Origin of the sequence: Rhodobacter sp. NTK016B (genome assembly GCF_017303295.1) — a bacterium.
Classification (GTDB): Bacteria; Pseudomonadota; Alphaproteobacteria; order Rhodobacterales; family Rhodobacteraceae; genus Pararhodobacter.
The window spans coordinates 57,947-74,973 of sequence record NZ_JAFKOK010000017.1 but is presented as its reverse complement, the minus strand read 5'-3'; the positions used below and the strand labels follow the sequence as shown (position 1 = coordinate 74,973).

Genomic DNA, 17,027 nt, shown 5'->3' with positions numbered 1-17,027 from the left:
TCAGCGTCCGAACAAAATGGAATTGGGCGAACGCTCGAGCGTCCGGGCAAGCTGGGCGAAAGCGCGCGCGGCGTCGCGGGCTTCGCGCAGCGTGGCGAGGGCCTCTTCATTGACGGGCGAGCGCGCGCCATAGGCCGCGACCAGCGCCTCGGCCTGCGCGACCAGTCCATTGAGCCGCTCGGCCAGTTGCGGCAGGTCCTGCGTCGCGGTGGCGATGGCATCGGCCGCCGAGCGGGCCGAGCCCAGCGTCGCGCTGACCTCGTCCACCAGCCCCGAGCCGCGCAATTCGGCCAGCGCCTGCTCGACCTCGCGCAGGGCCCCGGCAAGGGCCGGGGGCACCGCCTGCGTGCCGTCGTCATCAAGGAAGGTGTCGGCAGTGTTCAGCAGGTCGCGCGCGGCATTGACCAGCCCTTCGGCATCGAGATCGCCGATCCGTCCGACCACGCGGCGCACTTCGCTGATCAGCGCGGGCACCTCGGTCGTCGCATCGTCGATATTCGCCGCGACGCCCTGAACCGCCTGCATCGTTTCGACCAGCGTTTCGACCGCGCGCTGTTCCTCGAACCGCGCAAGCACGGCGCGCAGATCGGCCACCGTACCCTGAACGTCGCCCGGCAGAGCCTGCATCGAGTCCGATCCCACGAAATCGCGCGCATCATCCACCAGCGCCACCACCGAGGACGGCAGGGCGCGCGTGCCTTCGTCGGCCAGAAGATCCTCGGCGGCATCCATCAGGTCGATGGCCTGTTGCAGCACGCCCTCGATCGGCAGATCGGTCAGCCGCGCGATCAGCCCCTGCGCCGAGGTCGTCAGGTCGGTCAGGTTCGACGGCGCCGAAGGGATCACCGGCAATGCATCCTCGGGGCGCAAGAGCCGCTCGGGCGCGCTGTCCTGCACTTCGAGCAGCTCGACCACCAGCGAGGTCGAAAACACGCCCGATGCCGAGAGCCGCGCGCGCAGACCCGCCGCGACCTGCGCTTCGAGAAAGGCCATCAGCCGGTCGGGCGTGGCATCGGCGCCCAGCCCGAAAGCCGAAGGATCGAGCGCCAGCGCCGCCTGCATCCGGATCAGCGGGGCCGGGCCCATATCGACCTGCCGCGCGGCGATGCCGGTGACTTCGCCCACGCGCACGCCCCGGAAGCGCACCGCCGCGCCGGGCGACAGGCCCTGCACCGAGCCGTCGAATTCGGCGGCGATGCGCAACTGGTCCGAGGCCACGACCGAGGTGGCGCTGGCCATCGCCGTGTCTTCGTCTGAATACAATTCGAACACCGTGTCGGCGTCGATGGGCTCGCCCCCCTCGGTCAGCGTGTCGAAGGCAATGCCGCCCGTCAGGATCGAGGCCAGATTGCCCACGCTCAGCCGCAGCCCGCCGGTGCCCAGCGACACGGCGAAACCCGACGTGTCCCAGAACCGCGCGGTGGTCGACAGGCGCTGGTCATAGGGGGCTTCGATGAAGCCATCGACGACCACGCCCTCGGCCCCGTCCAGCAGCCGGGGCGCTTCGATCGAGCCGACTTCGACGCCGCGAAACAGGATCGGGGCGCCGGGGGTCAGGCGGTTGCCGTCGGGCGCGCGCAGCGTGATCCGCGTGCCCTGACGACCGGGCATGACCAGCGGCGCCTCGTCCCGCCCGGTGAAGCGGCGGCTGCCATCGGGCACGCTGCCGGGCACCAGAGCGGCCTCGATATAGACGCCCGACAGCACCGTGTTCAGCCCCGTGATCCCGCGCGCGCTGACCTGCGGGCGCACGACCCAGAACTGCGCTTCGGCGGACAGCGCCTCGGCCGCGGTGCGGTCGATCCGCGCCTCGACCTGCACATGCTGCATGTCGGGGGTAAAGTTGACCGTCTCGACCATGCCGATGGCCACGTCGCGATAGCGGATCTCGGTCGTGCCCGCCGCGACCCCGGCGGCGTTCTCGAAACTGATTTCGATCAGCGTGCCGCGATCGGCGAAGCTTTGCCACGCGATGCCCAGCGACACCGCGACAGCCAGCACCGGCACCAGCCAGACGGGCGAGAGATTGCGCCAGAAGGACCGGCGGGGGGGAGTGATCTCCATGTCGGAGGGCGTGCTCATTCGGTATCGGTATCCGCGGATTGCCAGATCAGGCGAGGGTCGAAGGCTTGCGCCGCTAGCATGGTGAAGATCACCGACAGGGCGAACGAGACGGCGGCGATGCCCGGGGCGATGGTGGCGGCAAGGTTGAATTGCACCAAGGCGACAAGGATAGCCACCACGAACACGTCGATCATCGACCAGCGGCCGATGAATTCGACGATTTCATAGAGATGGAAGCGCGTGCGCCCCTGCATCGGCCAGCCCCGGTGCACCGCCACCGCCAGATAGCCGATAGTGATGAACTTCGCGATCGGGATCAGGATCGAGGCGACGAAGACAATCCCCGCAACCCCCCAGGAGCCATGATGCGCCAGATCTATGGCGCCGCCCAGAATGGTGCTGTCGGTTTCCTCGCCCAGCATCGAGGTGCGCAGCATCGGATAGGTATTGGCGGGGATATAGACGATCAGCCCGGCCAGCAGCCATGCCAGCACCGGTTGCAGTCCGGCAGGCCGTGACAGGGCCGCGCCGCAGCGCGAACAGGTCTGCGCCGTGCCCAGATTGGCGCGGCCACAGATCCGGCAGCCCAGAAGGCCTGCCTTCTGCGCGGTCAGGACCGGCTGCGTTGTTCGAGCGTGCGCCATAGCGTCAGCCTGCACATGAAGTTGTCGTTAAGGATGTTGACCAGAACCAGCAGCGCCAGCGCCCAGAAGGCCGCGCCAAGCCCGACATGCGCCAGGCCTGCGATCTTGACCAGCGCCACGGCCACGCCGATGACGAAGATCTCGGCCATCGCCCAGGGTTTCATCTCTTCGGCCAGCCGTAGCGCGGTGCGGGCATGGGGCGGGGCGTACCAGCCCAGCGACATCGGCGCGAGCGCATAGACAATGGCCACCAGCCGCAGCACCGGCAGCACGATGATGAAGGCCGCCACCGCCAGCGCCAGAGGCAGGCTGAGCGACTGCGAAAAGGTCAGCGCCGCGTCCAGAACCGAGGTCCGCCGCGTGATGCCGCCGGCGGTGATCTCGATGAAGGGAAAGAACAGCGCGGCGGTCATCAGGACAAGCGAGGTCGCGGCCAGCATGACGATCCGCGCCATCGCGTTCTCGCGCGGGGCCATCAGCGAATGGCCGCAGCGCGCGCACCGCGCCCGCCCGCCATTGGGGACGCTTGCGACCTTGTAGAGGGCGTCGCAGCTGGGGCAGACGATCAGCTCGCTCAGCGCCCCGGCGCCGTCCGTGCCCCCGGCCTCGTTTTGCCTGTCCGTCAACTTACCCGATCCAGTCCAGATGCGCGGCCTATCCCGCGCCATTGGGACCAAGGTAAACCGAACTGGCCGATTTCAACCAGCCTTGCGGCGCAGACTGCCTGCAAAGTCCCGTGAAACGGGGGATTTTCGGGCCGCTGGACTTCGGGCGGACAAGCGAAAAAGGCGCCCGGCGGTAAAGCCGGACGCCCCTGTGGAACAGCGACCACGCGGTACGATGAACGGCTCAGGCCGCTTCGCGCGCGCTTTCGCGTTGTTTCTGACCCACCAGCGTGCTGTGCAGAACGCCCACCGCATGGTCGCCCTGATCGCGCGCGACGATGAACTGGATGTCCACGTTGCGCGGCGTCTGGTGCGCGGCGATCACGTCGATCCCGGCTTCTTCCAGCGCGGCGAGACCCCGGCTGAACGCCTTGAGACCGCTCAGATCGCGCCCGATGGCCGACACGACCGCCAGACTGCGCGCGCTGACCTGCGCCGAAGGATAGGCGGCTTCCAGCTCACGGATCACCCGGCGCACGGTCTTCAGCGGTGCCTCGACATAATGCGTGATGGTATTCGCGTTCGAGGTCTTCGACACGATCCGAACCTTGTGACGCGTCAGCGCCTCGAGCGTGGTGCTGTCATAGCCCTTCACACCGACCATGTCGGGTTCGAACAATTCCAGCGCCACCACGTTCAGGCCGGTGACGATCTCGACCCCCGGCGTGCCGCCGACGCTGTCGTCGATCAGCGTGCCCGGATCGCCCGGATCGAAAGCGTTCGTCACACGCAGCGGAATCCCCGCCTGACGCAGCGTCTTGGCAGCATTGGGGTGGATCGCTTCCATGCCCAGATTGGACAGCTGATCGGCCACGTCGTAATTCGTGTGCCCGATCTTGCGCACCGCATCCTCGCCCACCAGCTTCGGGTCGGCCGAGGACAGGTGGAACTCCTTGTGGATGATCGCCTCACGCGCGCCGCTATGGGCGGCCAGAGCCGAGAAGGTCACTTCCGAATAGCCCCGGTCGTATTCCTGCATCAGCCCTTCGCTGCACTGGGCATAGCCCGTGACGATCGGCATTTCGCGCGTCAGGTCGATACCGTCGAGCCCGTGCGCGATGCGCTCGTTGAGCGTGCATTCGGTCTCGTCGCGCCAGCCCGACAGATCGACGAAGCGTGCATTCACGCCGTGACGCTGAAGGTGCAGCATCGTGACATACGCCGAATGCGCCTCTCCCAGTCCCGACAGCAGCTCGCGCACGATCAGCATGTGCGAGGCCAGCCGGAAATGCCCGTAGGAACACAGCCGACGCAGGTCCAGCAGGACGCTGCGCGCCCCCGAGATCCGGTCGCGCACAAAGGCATCGGCCTTCACGCGGTCCTCGTCTTGGGACAGGATCGTGTTGTGCGCCTCGACCATCGCATCGGCCACGCGGGTCAGCGCCCCCAGCCAGCTATGGTCGTTGTCGTCATTGGCGAACATCGCGTAGACGCCCGGCTCGCCGGTCTTCTTGTGTTCCAGCAGCAGGTTGGTGATGCCGCTGAAGGCCGAAACCACGAAGACGCGGTGATACAGGTCCTCGCCGCTGCGGTCGCCGGCGAACAGGGTGTCCGTCAGCTCGGGGATGCGGCTCATCGAGGTGCCGCCGATCTTTTCGACAGTGTGGGCGGGATAGGTCAAAATGTCTTCTACCCGACGCGGGGCCGGGCCCTCTGTTAGTCGTTCACCAGCGCGTAGGAACCGTCTTCACGGTGGACTTCCTTGCCGGTGACAGGCGGATTGAAGCAGCAGGCCATGACAAGCTCTTCTTCAGCGCGCAGAATGTGCCGGTCGTGCTTGTTCAGGGCGTACATGACGCCGGGCTTGATCTCGTGCGTTTCGCCGGTGGCGATATCGGTGATCGAGCCCTTGCCCTGCATGCAATAGACGCTCTCGAAGTGGTTCTTGTATTCGAACGTGTGCTCCGAGCCCGCATCGAGGAAGGTGATGTGGAACGAGAAGCCCATGCCGTCATCGGCCAGAAGCATCCGGACCGAGGTCCATTTGGCATCCGACACGACGCGGGTTCGGTCGTCTTCGAGGATCTTGTTGAAATCGCGAACGATCATGTTGGTTTACTCCGCAGCAATCTTGGTGCCCGACATTTCGCCGATGACCGCGCGCGCGGCGTCCATCAGGATGTCGAACCCTTTGATGAATGTCTCTTTGCTGGTGGTCAGCGAGGCCAGCACCTTGACCACCTGACCTTCGGACCCAGAGGTCTCGATGACCAGTCCGTTTTCAAAGGCGCGCGCGCAGATCGCCGACGCCAGATCGCCCGACCCCACATCGACGCCCTGCATCAGGCCGCGGCCCTTCATCGTCGAGCCGGGCACCATGTCGGCCAGCTCGGACAGGCGGGTGTGGATCAGCGTGGTCTTTTCGACCAGTTCGGCGCGGAAGGCTTCGGTGGCCCAGAATTTCTCGATCGCGACGCGGGCGGTGACGAAGGCATGGGTGTTGCCCCGGAACGTGCCGTTATGCTCGGCCGGGCCGAACACGTCGTATTCGGGGCGCACCAGCACCAGCGCCATCGGCAGGCCGAAGCCCGAAATCGACTTCGCCATCGTCACGATGTCGGGCATCACGCCCATCTCGTCGAACGAGAAGAAGCTGCCGGTCCGACCGCACCCGGCCTGAATGTCGTCGATGATCAGCAGCGCGCCGTGCTCTTTCGCCAGAGCCGCCACGCGGCGGATGAAATCGGCGCTTGCGGCGTTCAGGCCGCCTTCGCCCTGCACGGTTTCCAGCATGATCGCCGCCGGGGCATCGACGCCGCTGGACGCGTCCTTCAGCACGGCGTCCAGATAGGCCGCGCTGTCGAGACCTTCCATGTAGCAGTCGAAGGGCAGGCGCATCACGCCGTTCAGGGGTGCCGAGGCGCCGCCGCGGTGATAGCCGTTCCCGGTCGCCGCCAGCGCACCCATGGTCACGCCGTGGAAGCCGTTGGTGAAGGCGATGATGTCGTTGCGGCCGGTGACCTTGCGCGCGATTTTCATCGCCGCTTCCACCGCGTTGGCGCCGGTGGGGCCGGTGAACATCACCTTGTGGTCCATGTCGCGCGGGGCAAGGATGTGCTCTTCGAACGCGGTCAGGAAGCCGCTTTTCGTATCCGTGTGCAGGTCGAGACCATGGGCAATGCCGTCGCCCGCGATATGCTCGATCAGGGCGGCCTTCATGTCGGGGTCGTTGTGGCCGTAATTCAGCGACGAGCAGCCGGCGAGGAAGTCGATATACTCGCGACCCCCGGCATCTTTCAGCATCGAGCCGCTGGCGCTGGTGAACACGGTGTCGAAGCCACGGCAATAGCTGCGGGCTTCGGATTCGCGACGTTTGTAAATACTGGCTGTAGCGGACTTGTCCGTCATGAGAAAATTCCTGTGATTGGGGGAGGGAAGGAAGACGCGGCGCCGAAGACGGCCCTCAGGCCATCGCGCGGCTGTCTTCCATCGAAATCGTTACCATGTGCTCGGTGTTGTGCTGGTCACGGAAATGCACCGACTTCTTGAAGTGGGCCTCGGACGACAGATCGGCGTCCCGGCGGTCGGCGAATTTGCGAAACAGCGCCCACGAGGCATCGTTATCGGCGGTGATGGTGGTCTGCATCTTGGACACGTCCTTGCAGACGTCGCGATGCAGAAGCGTGCTCAGCATCCGGCCACCCAGACCAAGACCGCGCGCGGCCTCGCCCACGGCGACCTGCCAGACGAACACCGTGTCCGGCTCATGCGGCAGCACGTAGCCCGATACCCATCCGACGATCTCGCCGTCCAGTTCGGCCACCACGCAGGTGTCGCGGAAATGGTCGCATTGGATCAGGTTGCAGTACATCGAATTTTCGTCGAGCGGCTTGCAGGCGCGCACCAGCTCCCAGATGTCGGCGCCATCCTCGGCATTGGGCTTGCGCAGCGTCAGATCGCTTCGACGGAAAAGGTCTCGTGCGTGTTGCATGTGCTGTGGCCTCGCATTTACTTCGAAAGGCTAAGTAGCATTCCGCCCCGGGTGTTTCAACCTTGCCAGGGAATTTAGCGCGTTTTTCTGCCCTTCGCGCCCGCGTAGCCTTGTTTTTAAGGGTGTTTTGGGTCCTTGGGGCTGGACTTTTTGCTTTGCTTAGCTAAATGAAGGGTTGAGCGGAGGCTGTTTGCAAGTCCCGCGCCCTTCTGCAAGATCAACCTATGGACCGTGTCGATATCTCTCTGATTGCCCTCCGCCGTATCCTTCGTGCCACCGACGAGTTCGGTCGCAAGCTCGCGCAGAGCGTGGGTTTGACGGCTGCGCAGTTCCGTGTGCTGCAGATCGTTGCCGAAGAGGGCCATTGCACCGCGACCGAAATTTCGCATCGCATGCGGATCACGCAGGCGACGGTGACGTCGCTGGTGGACAAGCTGGTGCGTCAGGACATGGTGGTGCGCGAGCGGTCGCAGACCGACCGGCGCCAGACCAATATCGTCGTCACCGACAAGGGTCATCAGGCCGTCGACGATGCGCCCGATGCGCTGCAGCAACGATTCGTCCGCAAGTTCGAAGCGATGCAGGATTGGGAACAGGCGATGATCATTGCCTCGCTCGAACGTGTGGCCTCGATGCTGGACGCCGACGAAATCGACGCCTCGCCGGTGCTTGATACCGGCTCGATCAGCAATACCCTCGTTCGGCCCATGTAAGGGGCTACGCTTTAAGCGTCCTACCCGGCACCGGATGCGCCATGCCGGTCCCGTCCTGTCCGGTTGTTTCGATGTGACCCGGAACCCTGCTCTTGACGGCGGGGCTAAGGGGGCGGAAACACAGCCTCAGCCGCGCCACCGATCGAAAGGAAGATCGATGAAGTTCCGCTTTCCCATCATCATCATCGACGAGGATTTCCGCTCCGAGAACACATCGGGGCTGGGTATCCGGGCGCTCGCCTCGGCTATCGAGAACGAAGGGTTCGAAGTGCTGGGCGTCACCAGCTACGGCGATCTGAGTCAGTTCGCCCAGCAGCAAAGCCGCGCCTCGGCCTTCGTTCTGTCCATCGACGACGAGGAATTCACGCCGGGCCCCGAACTGGACCCTGCCGTCCAGCAACTGCGCGCATTCATCGAGGAAGTGCGCTGGAAGAACGACGAGGTGCCGATCTTCCTGCATGGCGAGACCAAGACCTCGCGCCACTTGCCCAACGACATCCTGCGCGAGCTGCACGGATTCATCCACATGTTCGAGGATACGCCGGATTTCGTGGCCAAGCACATCATCCGCGAGGCCAAGAGCTATCTCGAAGCGATCCAGCCGCCCTTCTTTAAGGCGCTGCTCGATTACGCCGAGGACGGGTCCTATTCCTGGCATTGCCCGGGCCATTCCGGCGGCGTCGCCTTCCTGAAATCGCCCATCGGGCAGATGTATCACCAGTTCTACGGTGAAAACATGCTGCGCGCCGATGTGTGCAACGCGGTCGAGGAACTGGGCCAGCTTCTGGACCATAATGGCGCTATCGGCGCGTCCGAGCGCAACGCTGCGCGGATCTTCAACGCCGATCATTGCTTTTTCGTCACCAACGGCACCTCCACCTCGAACAAGATGGTCTGGCACCATACCGTGGCGCCGGGCGACGTGGTGGTCGTGGACCGCAATTGTCACAAATCGATCCTGCATTCGATCATCATGACCGGGGCGATTCCCGTCTTCCTGAAGCCCACGCGCAACCATTGGGGCATTATCGGCCCGATCCAGCGCTCGGAATTCGAGCCCGAGACGATCAAGGCCAAGATCCGCGCGAACCCGCTGCTCAAGGATTACGACGCCGACGCGGTGCAGCCGCGTATCATGACGCTGACACAGTCGACCTATGACGGCGTGCTCTACAATACCGAGGTCATCAAGGGCCTGCTCGACGGCTATGTCGACAACCTGCATTTCGACGAGGCCTGGCTGCCCCACGCGGCCTTCCACCCGTTCTATGGCACCTATCACGCGATGGGTCGCAAGCGCGGGCGCACCAAGACCTCGGTGACCTATGCCACGCAATCGGTGCACAAACTGCTCGCGGGGATCTCGCAGGCCAGCCATGTTCTGGTGCAGGATGCTGAAGAGGTGCCGCTCGACCGGCATCTGTTCAACGAATCCTACCTGATGCACACCTCGACCAGCCCGCAATATTCGATCATCGCGTCCTGCGACGTGGCCGCCGCGATGATGGAGCCGCCGGGCGGCACCGCGCTGGTCGAGGAATCGATCCTTGAATGCCTCGATTTCCGCCGTGCGATGCGCAAGACGGACGAGGAGTTCGGCGACAACGACTGGTGGTTCAAGGTCTGGGGCCCCGATCAGCTGGAAGAAGAAGGCATCGGTCGCAACAAGGACTGGGTCCTGCGCCGCACCGATGAGGACGGCGTGCATCTGGCCGATGGCGAAGACAGCTGGCACGGCTTTGGCGACATGGCGCCGGGCTTCAACATGCTCGACCCGATCAAGGCCACGATCATCACGCCGGGGCTCAATCTGGACGGGCGGTTCGAGGAGTGGGGCATCCCCGCCTCGATCGTCACCAAGTATCTGGCCGAGCATGGCGTCGTGGTCGAGAAGACCGGGCTCTATTCGTTCTTCATCATGTTCACCATCGGCATCACCAAGGGCCGGTGGAACACGCTTCTGGCCGCATTGCAGCAGTTCAAGGACGATCTCGACAAGAATCAGCCGCTCTGGCGCGTGATGCCCGAATTCTGCGCCAAGTTCCCGCGCTACGAGCGTATGGGGCTGCGCGATCTCAGCCAGCATGTGCACGCGCTTTACGCCAAGCACGACGTCGCGCGGCTGACGACCGAGATCTATTTGAGCGATCATACGCCGGCGATGACGCCTTCGGACGCCTTCTCGCATATCGCGCGCCGCAAGACCCAGCGCGTGCCGATTGACGAGCTTGAAGGACGGGTGACGACCTCGCTGGTGACGCCGTATCCGCCGGGCATCCCGCTGCTGATCCCGGGTGAGGTCTTCAACGCCAAGATCGTCGATTACCTGCGCTTCAACCGCGAATTCGGCCGCACCTGCCCGGGGTTCGAGACCGATATCCACGGTCTGGTGCTCGAGACCGATGACGACGGCGTCGTGCATCACTACGCCGATTGCGTGGCGGAATAAGCGATACGGTGGGGCGCTGGCCAATCTCGGCTGGCGCCCCCGTTCTCTGGTTGCGGGCAGATAGTTTTTTCTAAAAACAAGGGCTTTAGTATCCCAGTGCCTTTGGTCACGCGGTTGTGCCGGGCCAAAGCTCAGACCTAAAGCCCCAGCGCGATTTCCATATGGTCGGCCTGCGCGCGTACAAGGCGGCGCCCTTCCTCGATGCATTCCGGCGCGCGGTGCAGGTCCATGATCGACACGCCCTTCAGCCGCGCGCCCAGCAGCACCTGCGGCGGGTCGCCCGCCAGCCGAGAGCGGCGGATCTGTTCGGACATGATGTCGATCACCGCCATGGCCAGCGTCATGTAGGACGGCTCGGGCGGGTCCGGCTCGGTCTGTGGCGCGTCGGTGTCGCCGTCCTTGGCCCCGTCTTTGTCGCCGGTCCAGAGGTTGCGCAGAGCCTCGGGGATCATCGCCCCGAAGGCCGCGCCGCGCGGATGGGCTTCGGCCACGTCATAGAAGCCCCCGGCGATGCCCGCATCCGGGTTGACCGCGATCACCGCCTCGGCCCCCAGCGCCCGTGCGGCCGAGACCGGCACCGGGTTCACCACGCCGCCATCGATCAGCCAGCGCCCTTCATGCAGTTGCGGGCGCAACAGGCCGGGGATCGAGACGGACGCCCGCACCGCTGTCGCCAGCTTCCCCTTGCGCAGCCAGATTTCCCGCCCGTGGCGCAGCTCGGTCGCGACGGCGACGAAGGGCAGGGCGAGCTCTTCGATCGTCTCAGGCATGTTCAGCCCCTTCAGCATCGTCAGAATGCCCGCACCGCCGACCAGACCGGCCCCGGCGATGCCCACATCGATCAGCGGCAGGATCGTGCGCAGTGTCAGGCCGGTTGCCCAGTCTTCCAGCGCGTCGAGCTTGCCCGCAGCATAAGCCGCGCCCACCAGCGCCCCCATGGACGACCCGGCGACCACGTCGGGGCGGATACCCATCGCTTCCAGTTCGCGCAGCACGCCGATATGGCACCAGCCGCGCGCGCCGCCCGATCCCAGCGCCAGCCCGATTACCGGCTTTTTCATGCTCTGTCCTTTCAATCCTGCCCGAAGAGTCTTTCCAGTACCTTAAGCCCTTCGTCGATCTTGTGACGGTCTTCTGCGCTGAGCGGGGCGAGTAATTCCTCGGTCGCGGCGACCATTTCGGGTCGGATGCGGTTGAAGGCGCGCTTGCCCTTCAGCGTCAGGGCCGCATGGGCGACGCGGCGGTCGGCTTCGTCGGTGCGGCGCGTCACCCAGCCGCGCGCTTCCAGCGCGGCCAAGGCGCGGCTTACCTTGGTCTTGTGCGCGGGCACGCGTTCGCACAGCTCGCTCGCGGTCAGTGTCGGGGCCTCGGCCAGATTGACCAGAACCCGCCATTCCATCCGCGTCAGCGCGTGCCGCCGCCGATAGATGGCCTGCGTGTTTTCCGAGGTCAATTCGGCCAGAAGGTTCAGGCGATAAGGCAGATATCCCTTTAGAAACATAGGTCTGAAAAGCCCCGTTGATAGTTACATTTTCAACTAATATCCTGCACGAAACATGATTCGTACAGACAGGAAACGGGAGAATTGGTGATGGCCAAAGCATTTGCCTCCGCCGGGGACATGACCGAGAAGACGATCTCCTTCACGCAGGTGGGCGAGGGTCTTTACGCCTTCACCGCCGAGGGCGATCCGAATACCGGGGTGATCATCGGCGATGACAGCGTGATGATCGTCGAGGCGCAGGCGACGCCGCGTCTGGCGCGCAAGGTGATCGAATGCGTGCGCTCGGTGACCGACAAGCCGATCACGCATCTGGTTCTGACCCATTACCACGCCGTGCGCGTGCTGGGGGCCGCTGCCTATGGCGCGCGCGAGATCATCATGTCCGACACCGCCCGCGCGATGGTCGCCGAGCGCGGTCAGGAGGACTGGGATTCGGAATTCGGCCGCTTCCCGCGCCTGTTCCAGGGGCACGAGGAAATCCCCGGCCTGACCTGGCCCACCACCACGTTCTCGGATTCGATGACCGTCTATCTGGGCAATCGCCGGGTCGACATCATGCATCTGGGGCGCGCGCATACGGCGGGCGACGCGGTGGTCTGGGTGCCCGATGCCGAGGTGATGTTCACCGGCGATATCGTCGAATACCACTCGGCCTGCTATTGCGGCGACGGTCATTTTGCCGATTGGGAACAGACGCTTGCCAATATCGCCTCGTTCGAGCCGCGGGCGATTGCGCCGGGCCGGGGCGATGCGCTGGTGGGCGACGAGATGGTCACGGCGGCGATCGAGAACACCGCCGATTTCGTGCGCTCGACCTACAAGCCGGTGGCCCGCGTCGTGGCGCGCGGCGGCACGCTGAAAGAGGCCTGGGACGCGGTGCGCGCGGAATGCGATCCGAAATTCAAGGATTACGCGATCTACGAGCATTGCCTGCCCTTCAATGTCGGCCGCGCCTATGACGAGGCCCGCGGCATCGACACCCCCCGCATCTGGACCGCCGAGCGCGATCAGCAGATGTGGAACGACCTGCAGGGGTGAGAGCGATGCGCGACCCGTTCCTGATGATGGCTCTGAACAACGCTTGGGCGAATGCGACGCTCTACCGGGCGCTGTCGGGGCTGTCGGAGAACGGGTTCGCGGCCCCGCGCCCGGGGTTCTTCCCCTCGCTGAAAGCAACGCTAAACCATATCTGGCTGGTCGATCTCTATTACATCGACGCGCTGGAAGAGGGGGGCGAGGGGCGCGCGGTCTATGACCGGCCCGAACACGACAGCGTGGCCGCTCTGGCCGCCGACCAGGCCGCGGCCGATCTGCGCCTTGCGCGGTTTTGTCAGGCGTTGACGCCCGCGATGCTGGACGCGCCGCGCGTGACGCAGCGCCCCGAAGGGCCGGTGACCGAGCAGGTCGGGCCGATCCTGCTGCATCTGTTTCAGCACCAGATCCATCACCGGGGTCAGGCGCATACGATGGTGGCCGATGCCGGAATCGCGCCGCCACAACTGGACGATTTTTATCTCGAATATGGCCGCGTGCCGAGCGCACAGGCCTATTTCGGCTGACGGAGGAGCCCCGATGTTCGACGACCGCTATACGCTTGCCTACAAGCTGTACCCCTATGAGAAATCCGCCGATCAGGATCTCGACGCGCCCGTCCGGCACCCGGTCGTGGTGGTGGGCGGCGGGCCGGTCGGCGTCGCCACCGCGTTGGATCTGGGCCAGCAGGGGATCCCGGTTCTGGTGCTCGACGACCACGAGGGCGTCGGCATGGGCTCGCGCGCGATCTGCTTCTCGAAGCGGTGCCTCGAGGTTGCAGACCGCTATGGCTGCGGCACGCCGATGGTTGAAAAGGGCGTGACATGGAACCTGGGCAAGGTTTTCCATCGCGACCATAAGGTTTTCGAATTCAACCTGTTGCCCGAGGATGGCCACAAGTATCCGGCCTTCATCAACCTGCAGCAGCCCTATTTCGAGAGCTTCATGATCGAACGCCTGCGCGCGCTGCAGGCCGAGGGCGCGCCGATCCAGCTGCGCGGCAAGAACCGCGTCGACGCGATCGAGGTGAAGGACGACCATGTCGTGCTGACGGTGATGACACCCGACGGCCCCTATACGGTCGAAGCCGACTGGCTGGTCGCCTCGGACGGGGCCAGTTCGCCGCTGCGCGACAAGCTGGGACTGGGCTTCACCGGCAAGGTGTTCCGGGACAGCTTCCTGATCGCCGATATCCGCATGAAGGGCGACGTGGATTTCCCGACCGAGCGCTGGTTCTGGTTCGAGCCCAGCCATGGCGAAGGCGCGTCGATGCTGCTGCACCGTCAGCCCGACAATGTCTGGCGCGTCGATTTCCAGATCGGCTGGGATGTCGACCGCAAGGAAGAGCTGAAAGAAGAGAATATCCGCCGCCGGCTCGACGCCTTCCTGCAAGGGGTCGAGTACGACATGGTCTGGTCGTCGATCTACACGTTCCAGTGCAAGCGGATGGAACGCTTCCGCCATGGCCGCGTGTTCTTCGCGGGCGATGCGGCGCATCAGGTCTCGCCCTTCGGCGCGCGGGGCGCCAATTCGGGGATGCAGGATGTCGACAATCTGGGCTGGAAGCTGGGGCTGGTGATTCAGGGCAAGGCCCCCGAGGCGCTGCTCGACAGCTATTCGGACGAGCGCGTGCATGGCGCGGATGAGAATATCCTCAACTCGACCCGTTCGACCGATTTCATCACCCCGAAATCCGAGATCTCGAAGATCTTCCGCGACGCCGTGCTGGCGCTTTCGGATACCCATGACTTCGCGCGGCCCTTCGTCAATTCGGGCCGCCTGTCGGTGCCCTGCTATTATGACGGCCTGCCGCTGAACGGCGCGGACGACCTGCCGGGCGGTCCGGCCCGGGCCCGGCCCGGCGCGCCCTGCCCGGACGTGCCGCTGGGCGACGGGTTCCTGATCGACCGGCTGGGCGCGCGCAAGGGGGCGACGTTCCAGATCCTCGCCATCGATGCCGAGGTGCCGGAGCGTGTCAGTGCGCAGGGGCTCGATCTGGAGGTCGTGAAAGTCTCTGCCGCCGACGCGCCGCTTGTGGGGGAGCGCTATCTGGGCGCCGCATCATCGGCCGTTTACCTGATCCGCCCCGACCAGCATGTCGCGGCGCGCTGGGAAGCCTGGGACGAACAGGCGGTCGCGCAGGCGCTTGGCCGTGCGATAGGCCTCGATATGGGTAAGGAGCTGTGAGAATGGGACACCTGAACACGAGCCGCAACGTGGCGCGCGCCGACGATGTTTATCAGATGCTGATCGACGCGCATGAGGGCAAGACCAAGGATGAGAGCGACGCGTTCAACGCGCGGCTCATCCTGACGCTGATGAACCATATCGGCGACGAGGCGGTGATCGCCGAGGCGCTGGCGGTGGCCGAGGGCTGAGCTGGCCCGCAGGCGGCCGAAGCGCGCTCCACCCGCCCACCCCCGCGCGCTTCGGCCGCCGCCCCGTCCTCTGGCCGTCCCGGCGGTGCGCGGGCGGTGAGGGCGCTGTCGAGTATTTTCGGCAGCGTGAAGGGGGAGGGCGCAAAAGCGGCTTTGGGGGTCGCTGGCGGTCGAGTGGGGCAGGGCCTGACGGCTAGGGTGGCGCGAACATCCTTTCGGAGCGCGCGCCCATGTTCCTGTCCGTATTCGACATCTTCAAGATCGGCGTCGGCCCGTCATCCTCGCATACGATGGGGCCGATGGTCGCCGCCGCGCGGTTCCTTGATCGGCTGCGCGGCTCGCCGTTCCAGCCGCACGGGCTGCGGGCGTCGCTGCATGGCTCGCTCGCCTTTACGGGCGTGGGTCATGCGACAGACCGCGCGGTGATCCTTGGTCTTGCGGGATTCGTGCCCGAAAGCTTCGATGCCGCGCGCGCCGAGGCGGTGATGGCCGAGATTGCCGCCAGCAAACAGGTCAGCCCGCCCGATCTGCCGGTGATGCAGTTCGATCCGAAATCCGATCTGATCTTCGATTACGGGCCGGCTTTGGCCGGGCATGCCAACGGAATGATCCTGATGGCGACCGATGCGCAGGGCGATGTCATCGCGCAGGAGACCTATTATTCCATCGGCGGCGGTTTCGTGGTGACCGAGGCCGAGCTGCATGCGGGCGATAGCGGCCCCGGCACGACGCCCGTGCGCTACCCGTTCGAGAGTGCCGAAGCGATGTTGGCGATGGCGCGCGAAAGCGGGCTGCCGATCGCCACGATGAAGCGCGCGAATGAGCTGACGCGGCGCAGCCCTGAAGAGCTGAAAGCGGGCATCGCGCGGATCTGGTCGGTGATGAATGCCTGTATCGAGCGCGGGCTCGAGGGCGAGGGGATCCTGCCCGGCGGTCTGAAGGTGAGGCGCCGCGCGCGCGGCATTCATCAGGCGCTGCTGGCCGAGCGGGGGCTGAACCTGACCGCGCCGCATGTGATCAATGACTGGATGTCGGTCTATGCCATGGCCGTGAACGAGGAAAACGCCGCCGGCGGGCAGGTTGTGACGGCCCCCACCAATGGCGCGGCTGGCGTGGTGCCGGCGGTGATCCGTTACTGGCTCGACCATGTGCCGGGCGCGTCGTCCGAGAAGGTCGAGGACTTCCTGCTGACCGCAGCGGCGATTGGCGGGTTGATCAAGCATAATGCCAGCATTTCGGGCGCCGAATGCGGCTGCCAGGCCGAGGTGGGCTCGGCCGCGTCGATGGCGGCGGCGGGGCTGTGCGCGGTGATGGGCGGCAGCCCCGAGCAGGTCGAGAACGCCGCCGAGATCGCGCTTGAGCATCATCTCGGCATGACCTGCGATCCGGTGAAGGGGCTGGTGCAGGTCCCTTGTATCGAGCGCAACGGGCTGGGGGCGATCAAGGCAGTGTCGGCGGCCTCGCTGGCCTTGCGCGGCGACGGGGCGCATTTCATGCCGCTCGATAATTGCATCGAGGCGATGCGTCAGACCGGCGCGGATATGAGCGAGAAATACAAGGAGACCGCTTTGGGCGGGCTTGCGGTCAACGTGCCCAATTGCTGAAGCGGGCAGGGGGGCTTTGCCCCCCGGTTCGTGCTGCGCCCGA

The 17,027-nt window shown here is 65.1% G+C and carries 16 protein-coding genes; 7 read left to right on the top strand and 9 right to left on the bottom strand.

Annotated elements, in window-relative coordinates; translation table 11 throughout:
- From JI664_RS20250 to ectA, 7 genes are all read right to left on the bottom strand, one after another.
- The gene (locus tag JI664_RS20250; RefSeq protein ID WP_207015597.1) at window positions 1-2,082 is read right to left on the bottom strand and encodes an MlaD family protein; all 2,082 of its coding nucleotides are present in this window, start codon (window positions 2,080-2,082) and stop codon (window positions 1-3) included.
- Window positions 2,079-2,708 (bottom strand): paraquat-inducible protein A, encoded by a 630-nt coding sequence (locus tag JI664_RS20245; RefSeq protein ID WP_207015596.1) that lies wholly within the window; start codon window positions 2,706-2,708, stop codon window positions 2,079-2,081. The genes JI664_RS20250 and JI664_RS20245 overlap by 4 nt, the downstream gene beginning before the upstream one ends.
- Window positions 2,675-3,334, bottom strand: coding sequence for a paraquat-inducible protein A (locus JI664_RS20240; protein WP_286174209.1), 660 nt, complete (start codon window positions 3,332-3,334; stop codon window positions 2,675-2,677). Before JI664_RS20240 ends, JI664_RS20245 begins: the two co-directional genes overlap by 34 nt.
- Before the next feature lie 223 nt (window positions 3,335-3,557).
- Window positions 3,558-4,994, bottom strand: coding sequence for an aspartate kinase (locus JI664_RS20235; protein ID WP_207015594.1), 1,437 nt, complete (start codon window positions 4,992-4,994; stop codon window positions 3,558-3,560).
- Between the two features lie 35 nt (window positions 4,995-5,029).
- A complete protein-coding gene (locus tag JI664_RS20230) occupies window positions 5,030-5,422 on the bottom strand; it encodes an ectoine synthase (protein ID WP_207015593.1) in 393 nt (130 codons plus the stop codon).
- A gap of 6 nt (window positions 5,423-5,428) precedes the next feature.
- Window positions 5,429-6,721 (bottom strand): diaminobutyrate--2-oxoglutarate transaminase, encoded by a 1,293-nt coding sequence (gene ectB / locus JI664_RS20225; protein WP_207015592.1) that lies wholly within the window; start codon window positions 6,719-6,721, stop codon window positions 5,429-5,431.
- Between the two features lie 55 nt (window positions 6,722-6,776).
- Entirely contained in the window at window positions 6,777-7,304 is a 528-nt protein-coding gene (gene ectA, locus JI664_RS20220; RefSeq protein ID WP_207015591.1) for a diaminobutyrate acetyltransferase, read from the bottom strand.
- 224 nt (window positions 7,305-7,528) lie between these two features.
- Here ectA and JI664_RS20215 point away from each other — a divergent pair, with 224 nt between their 5' ends.
- Both JI664_RS20215 and JI664_RS20210 read left to right on the top strand, forming a co-directional pair.
- Complete coding sequence (locus tag JI664_RS20215) at window positions 7,529-8,017, top strand: MarR family winged helix-turn-helix transcriptional regulator (RefSeq protein ID WP_207015590.1); 489 nt, start codon at window positions 7,529-7,531, stop codon at window positions 8,015-8,017.
- Window positions 8,018-8,174: 157 nt separating this feature from the next.
- A complete protein-coding gene (locus JI664_RS20210; protein WP_207015589.1) occupies window positions 8,175-10,466 on the top strand; it encodes an arginine/lysine/ornithine decarboxylase in 2,292 nt (763 codons plus the stop codon).
- Window positions 10,467-10,603: 137 nt separating this feature from the next.
- Here the strand turns inward: JI664_RS20210 and JI664_RS20205 are convergent, their stop codons facing one another.
- Both JI664_RS20205 and JI664_RS20200 read right to left on the bottom strand, forming a co-directional pair.
- Entirely contained in the window at window positions 10,604-11,527 is a 924-nt protein-coding gene (locus JI664_RS20205) for a patatin-like phospholipase family protein (protein WP_207015588.1), read from the bottom strand.
- Window positions 11,528-11,538: 11 nt separating this feature from the next.
- Window positions 11,539-11,967: a MarR family winged helix-turn-helix transcriptional regulator gene (locus JI664_RS20200; protein WP_207015587.1), complete on the bottom strand. Its 429-nt coding sequence runs from the start codon at window positions 11,965-11,967 to the stop codon at window positions 11,539-11,541.
- 90 nt (window positions 11,968-12,057) lie between these two features.
- Here JI664_RS20200 and JI664_RS20195 point away from each other — a divergent pair, with 90 nt between their 5' ends.
- The 5 genes from JI664_RS20195 to JI664_RS20175 all read left to right on the top strand — a co-directional run bounded on the left by JI664_RS20195 (window position 12,058) and on the right by JI664_RS20175 (window position 16,984).
- Window positions 12,058-13,008, top strand: coding sequence for an MBL fold metallo-hydrolase (locus JI664_RS20195; RefSeq protein ID WP_207012272.1), 951 nt, complete (start codon window positions 12,058-12,060; stop codon window positions 13,006-13,008).
- A gap of 5 nt (window positions 13,009-13,013) precedes the next feature.
- Window positions 13,014-13,529, top strand: coding sequence for a DinB family protein (locus JI664_RS20190; RefSeq protein ID WP_207015586.1), 516 nt, complete (start codon window positions 13,014-13,016; stop codon window positions 13,527-13,529).
- A gap of 13 nt (window positions 13,530-13,542) precedes the next feature.
- Window positions 13,543-15,189, top strand: a complete 1,647-nt coding sequence (locus JI664_RS20185; protein WP_207015585.1) for an FAD-dependent oxidoreductase — start codon at window positions 13,543-13,545, stop codon at window positions 15,187-15,189.
- Between the two features lie 2 nt (window positions 15,190-15,191).
- Window positions 15,192-15,380: a DUF2783 domain-containing protein gene (locus tag JI664_RS20180; protein WP_207015584.1), complete on the top strand. Its 189-nt coding sequence runs from the start codon at window positions 15,192-15,194 to the stop codon at window positions 15,378-15,380.
- A gap of 230 nt (window positions 15,381-15,610) precedes the next feature.
- Window positions 15,611-16,984, top strand: a complete 1,374-nt coding sequence (locus JI664_RS20175; protein ID WP_207015583.1) for an L-serine ammonia-lyase — start codon at window positions 15,611-15,613, stop codon at window positions 16,982-16,984.
- Window positions 16,985-17,027 lie beyond the last annotated feature (43 nt).

Bases quoted from the DNA above. Each gene is read 5' to 3' on its own strand.
- JI664_RS20190 (WP_207015586.1), top strand. From the start codon at position 13,014: ATGCGCGACCCGTTCCTGATGATGGCTCTGAACAACGCTTGGGCGAAT.
- JI664_RS20175 (WP_207015583.1), top strand. From the start codon at position 15,611: ATGTTCCTGTCCGTATTCGACATCTTCAAGATCGGCGTCGGCCCGTCA.
- ectB (WP_207015592.1), bottom strand. From the start codon at position 6,721: ATGACGGACAAGTCCGCTACAGCCAGTATTTACAAACGTCGCGAATCC.
- JI664_RS20245 (WP_207015596.1), bottom strand. From the start codon at position 2,708: ATGGCGCACGCTCGAACAACGCAGCCGGTCCTGACCGCGCAGAAGGCA.
- JI664_RS20195 (WP_207012272.1), top strand. From the start codon at position 12,058: ATGGCCAAAGCATTTGCCTCCGCCGGGGACATGACCGAGAAGACGATC.
- JI664_RS20210 (WP_207015589.1), top strand. From the start codon at position 8,175: ATGAAGTTCCGCTTTCCCATCATCATCATCGACGAGGATTTCCGCTCC.
- JI664_RS20230 (WP_207015593.1), bottom strand. From the start codon at position 5,422: ATGATCGTTCGCGATTTCAACAAGATCCTCGAAGACGACCGAACCCGC.
- JI664_RS20205 (WP_207015588.1), bottom strand. From the start codon at position 11,527: ATGAAAAAGCCGGTAATCGGGCTGGCGCTGGGATCGGGCGGCGCGCGC.
- JI664_RS20185 (WP_207015585.1), top strand. From the start codon at position 13,543: ATGTTCGACGACCGCTATACGCTTGCCTACAAGCTGTACCCCTATGAG.
- JI664_RS20180 (WP_207015584.1), top strand. From the start codon at position 15,192: ATGGGACACCTGAACACGAGCCGCAACGTGGCGCGCGCCGACGATGTT.
- JI664_RS20215 (WP_207015590.1), top strand. From the start codon at position 7,529: ATGGACCGTGTCGATATCTCTCTGATTGCCCTCCGCCGTATCCTTCGT.
- ectA (WP_207015591.1), bottom strand. From the start codon at position 7,304: ATGCAACACGCACGAGACCTTTTCCGTCGAAGCGATCTGACGCTGCGC.
- JI664_RS20200 (WP_207015587.1), bottom strand. From the start codon at position 11,967: ATGTTTCTAAAGGGATATCTGCCTTATCGCCTGAACCTTCTGGCCGAA.
- JI664_RS20250 (WP_207015597.1), bottom strand. From the start codon at position 2,082: ATGAGCACGCCCTCCGACATGGAGATCACTCCCCCCCGCCGGTCCTTC.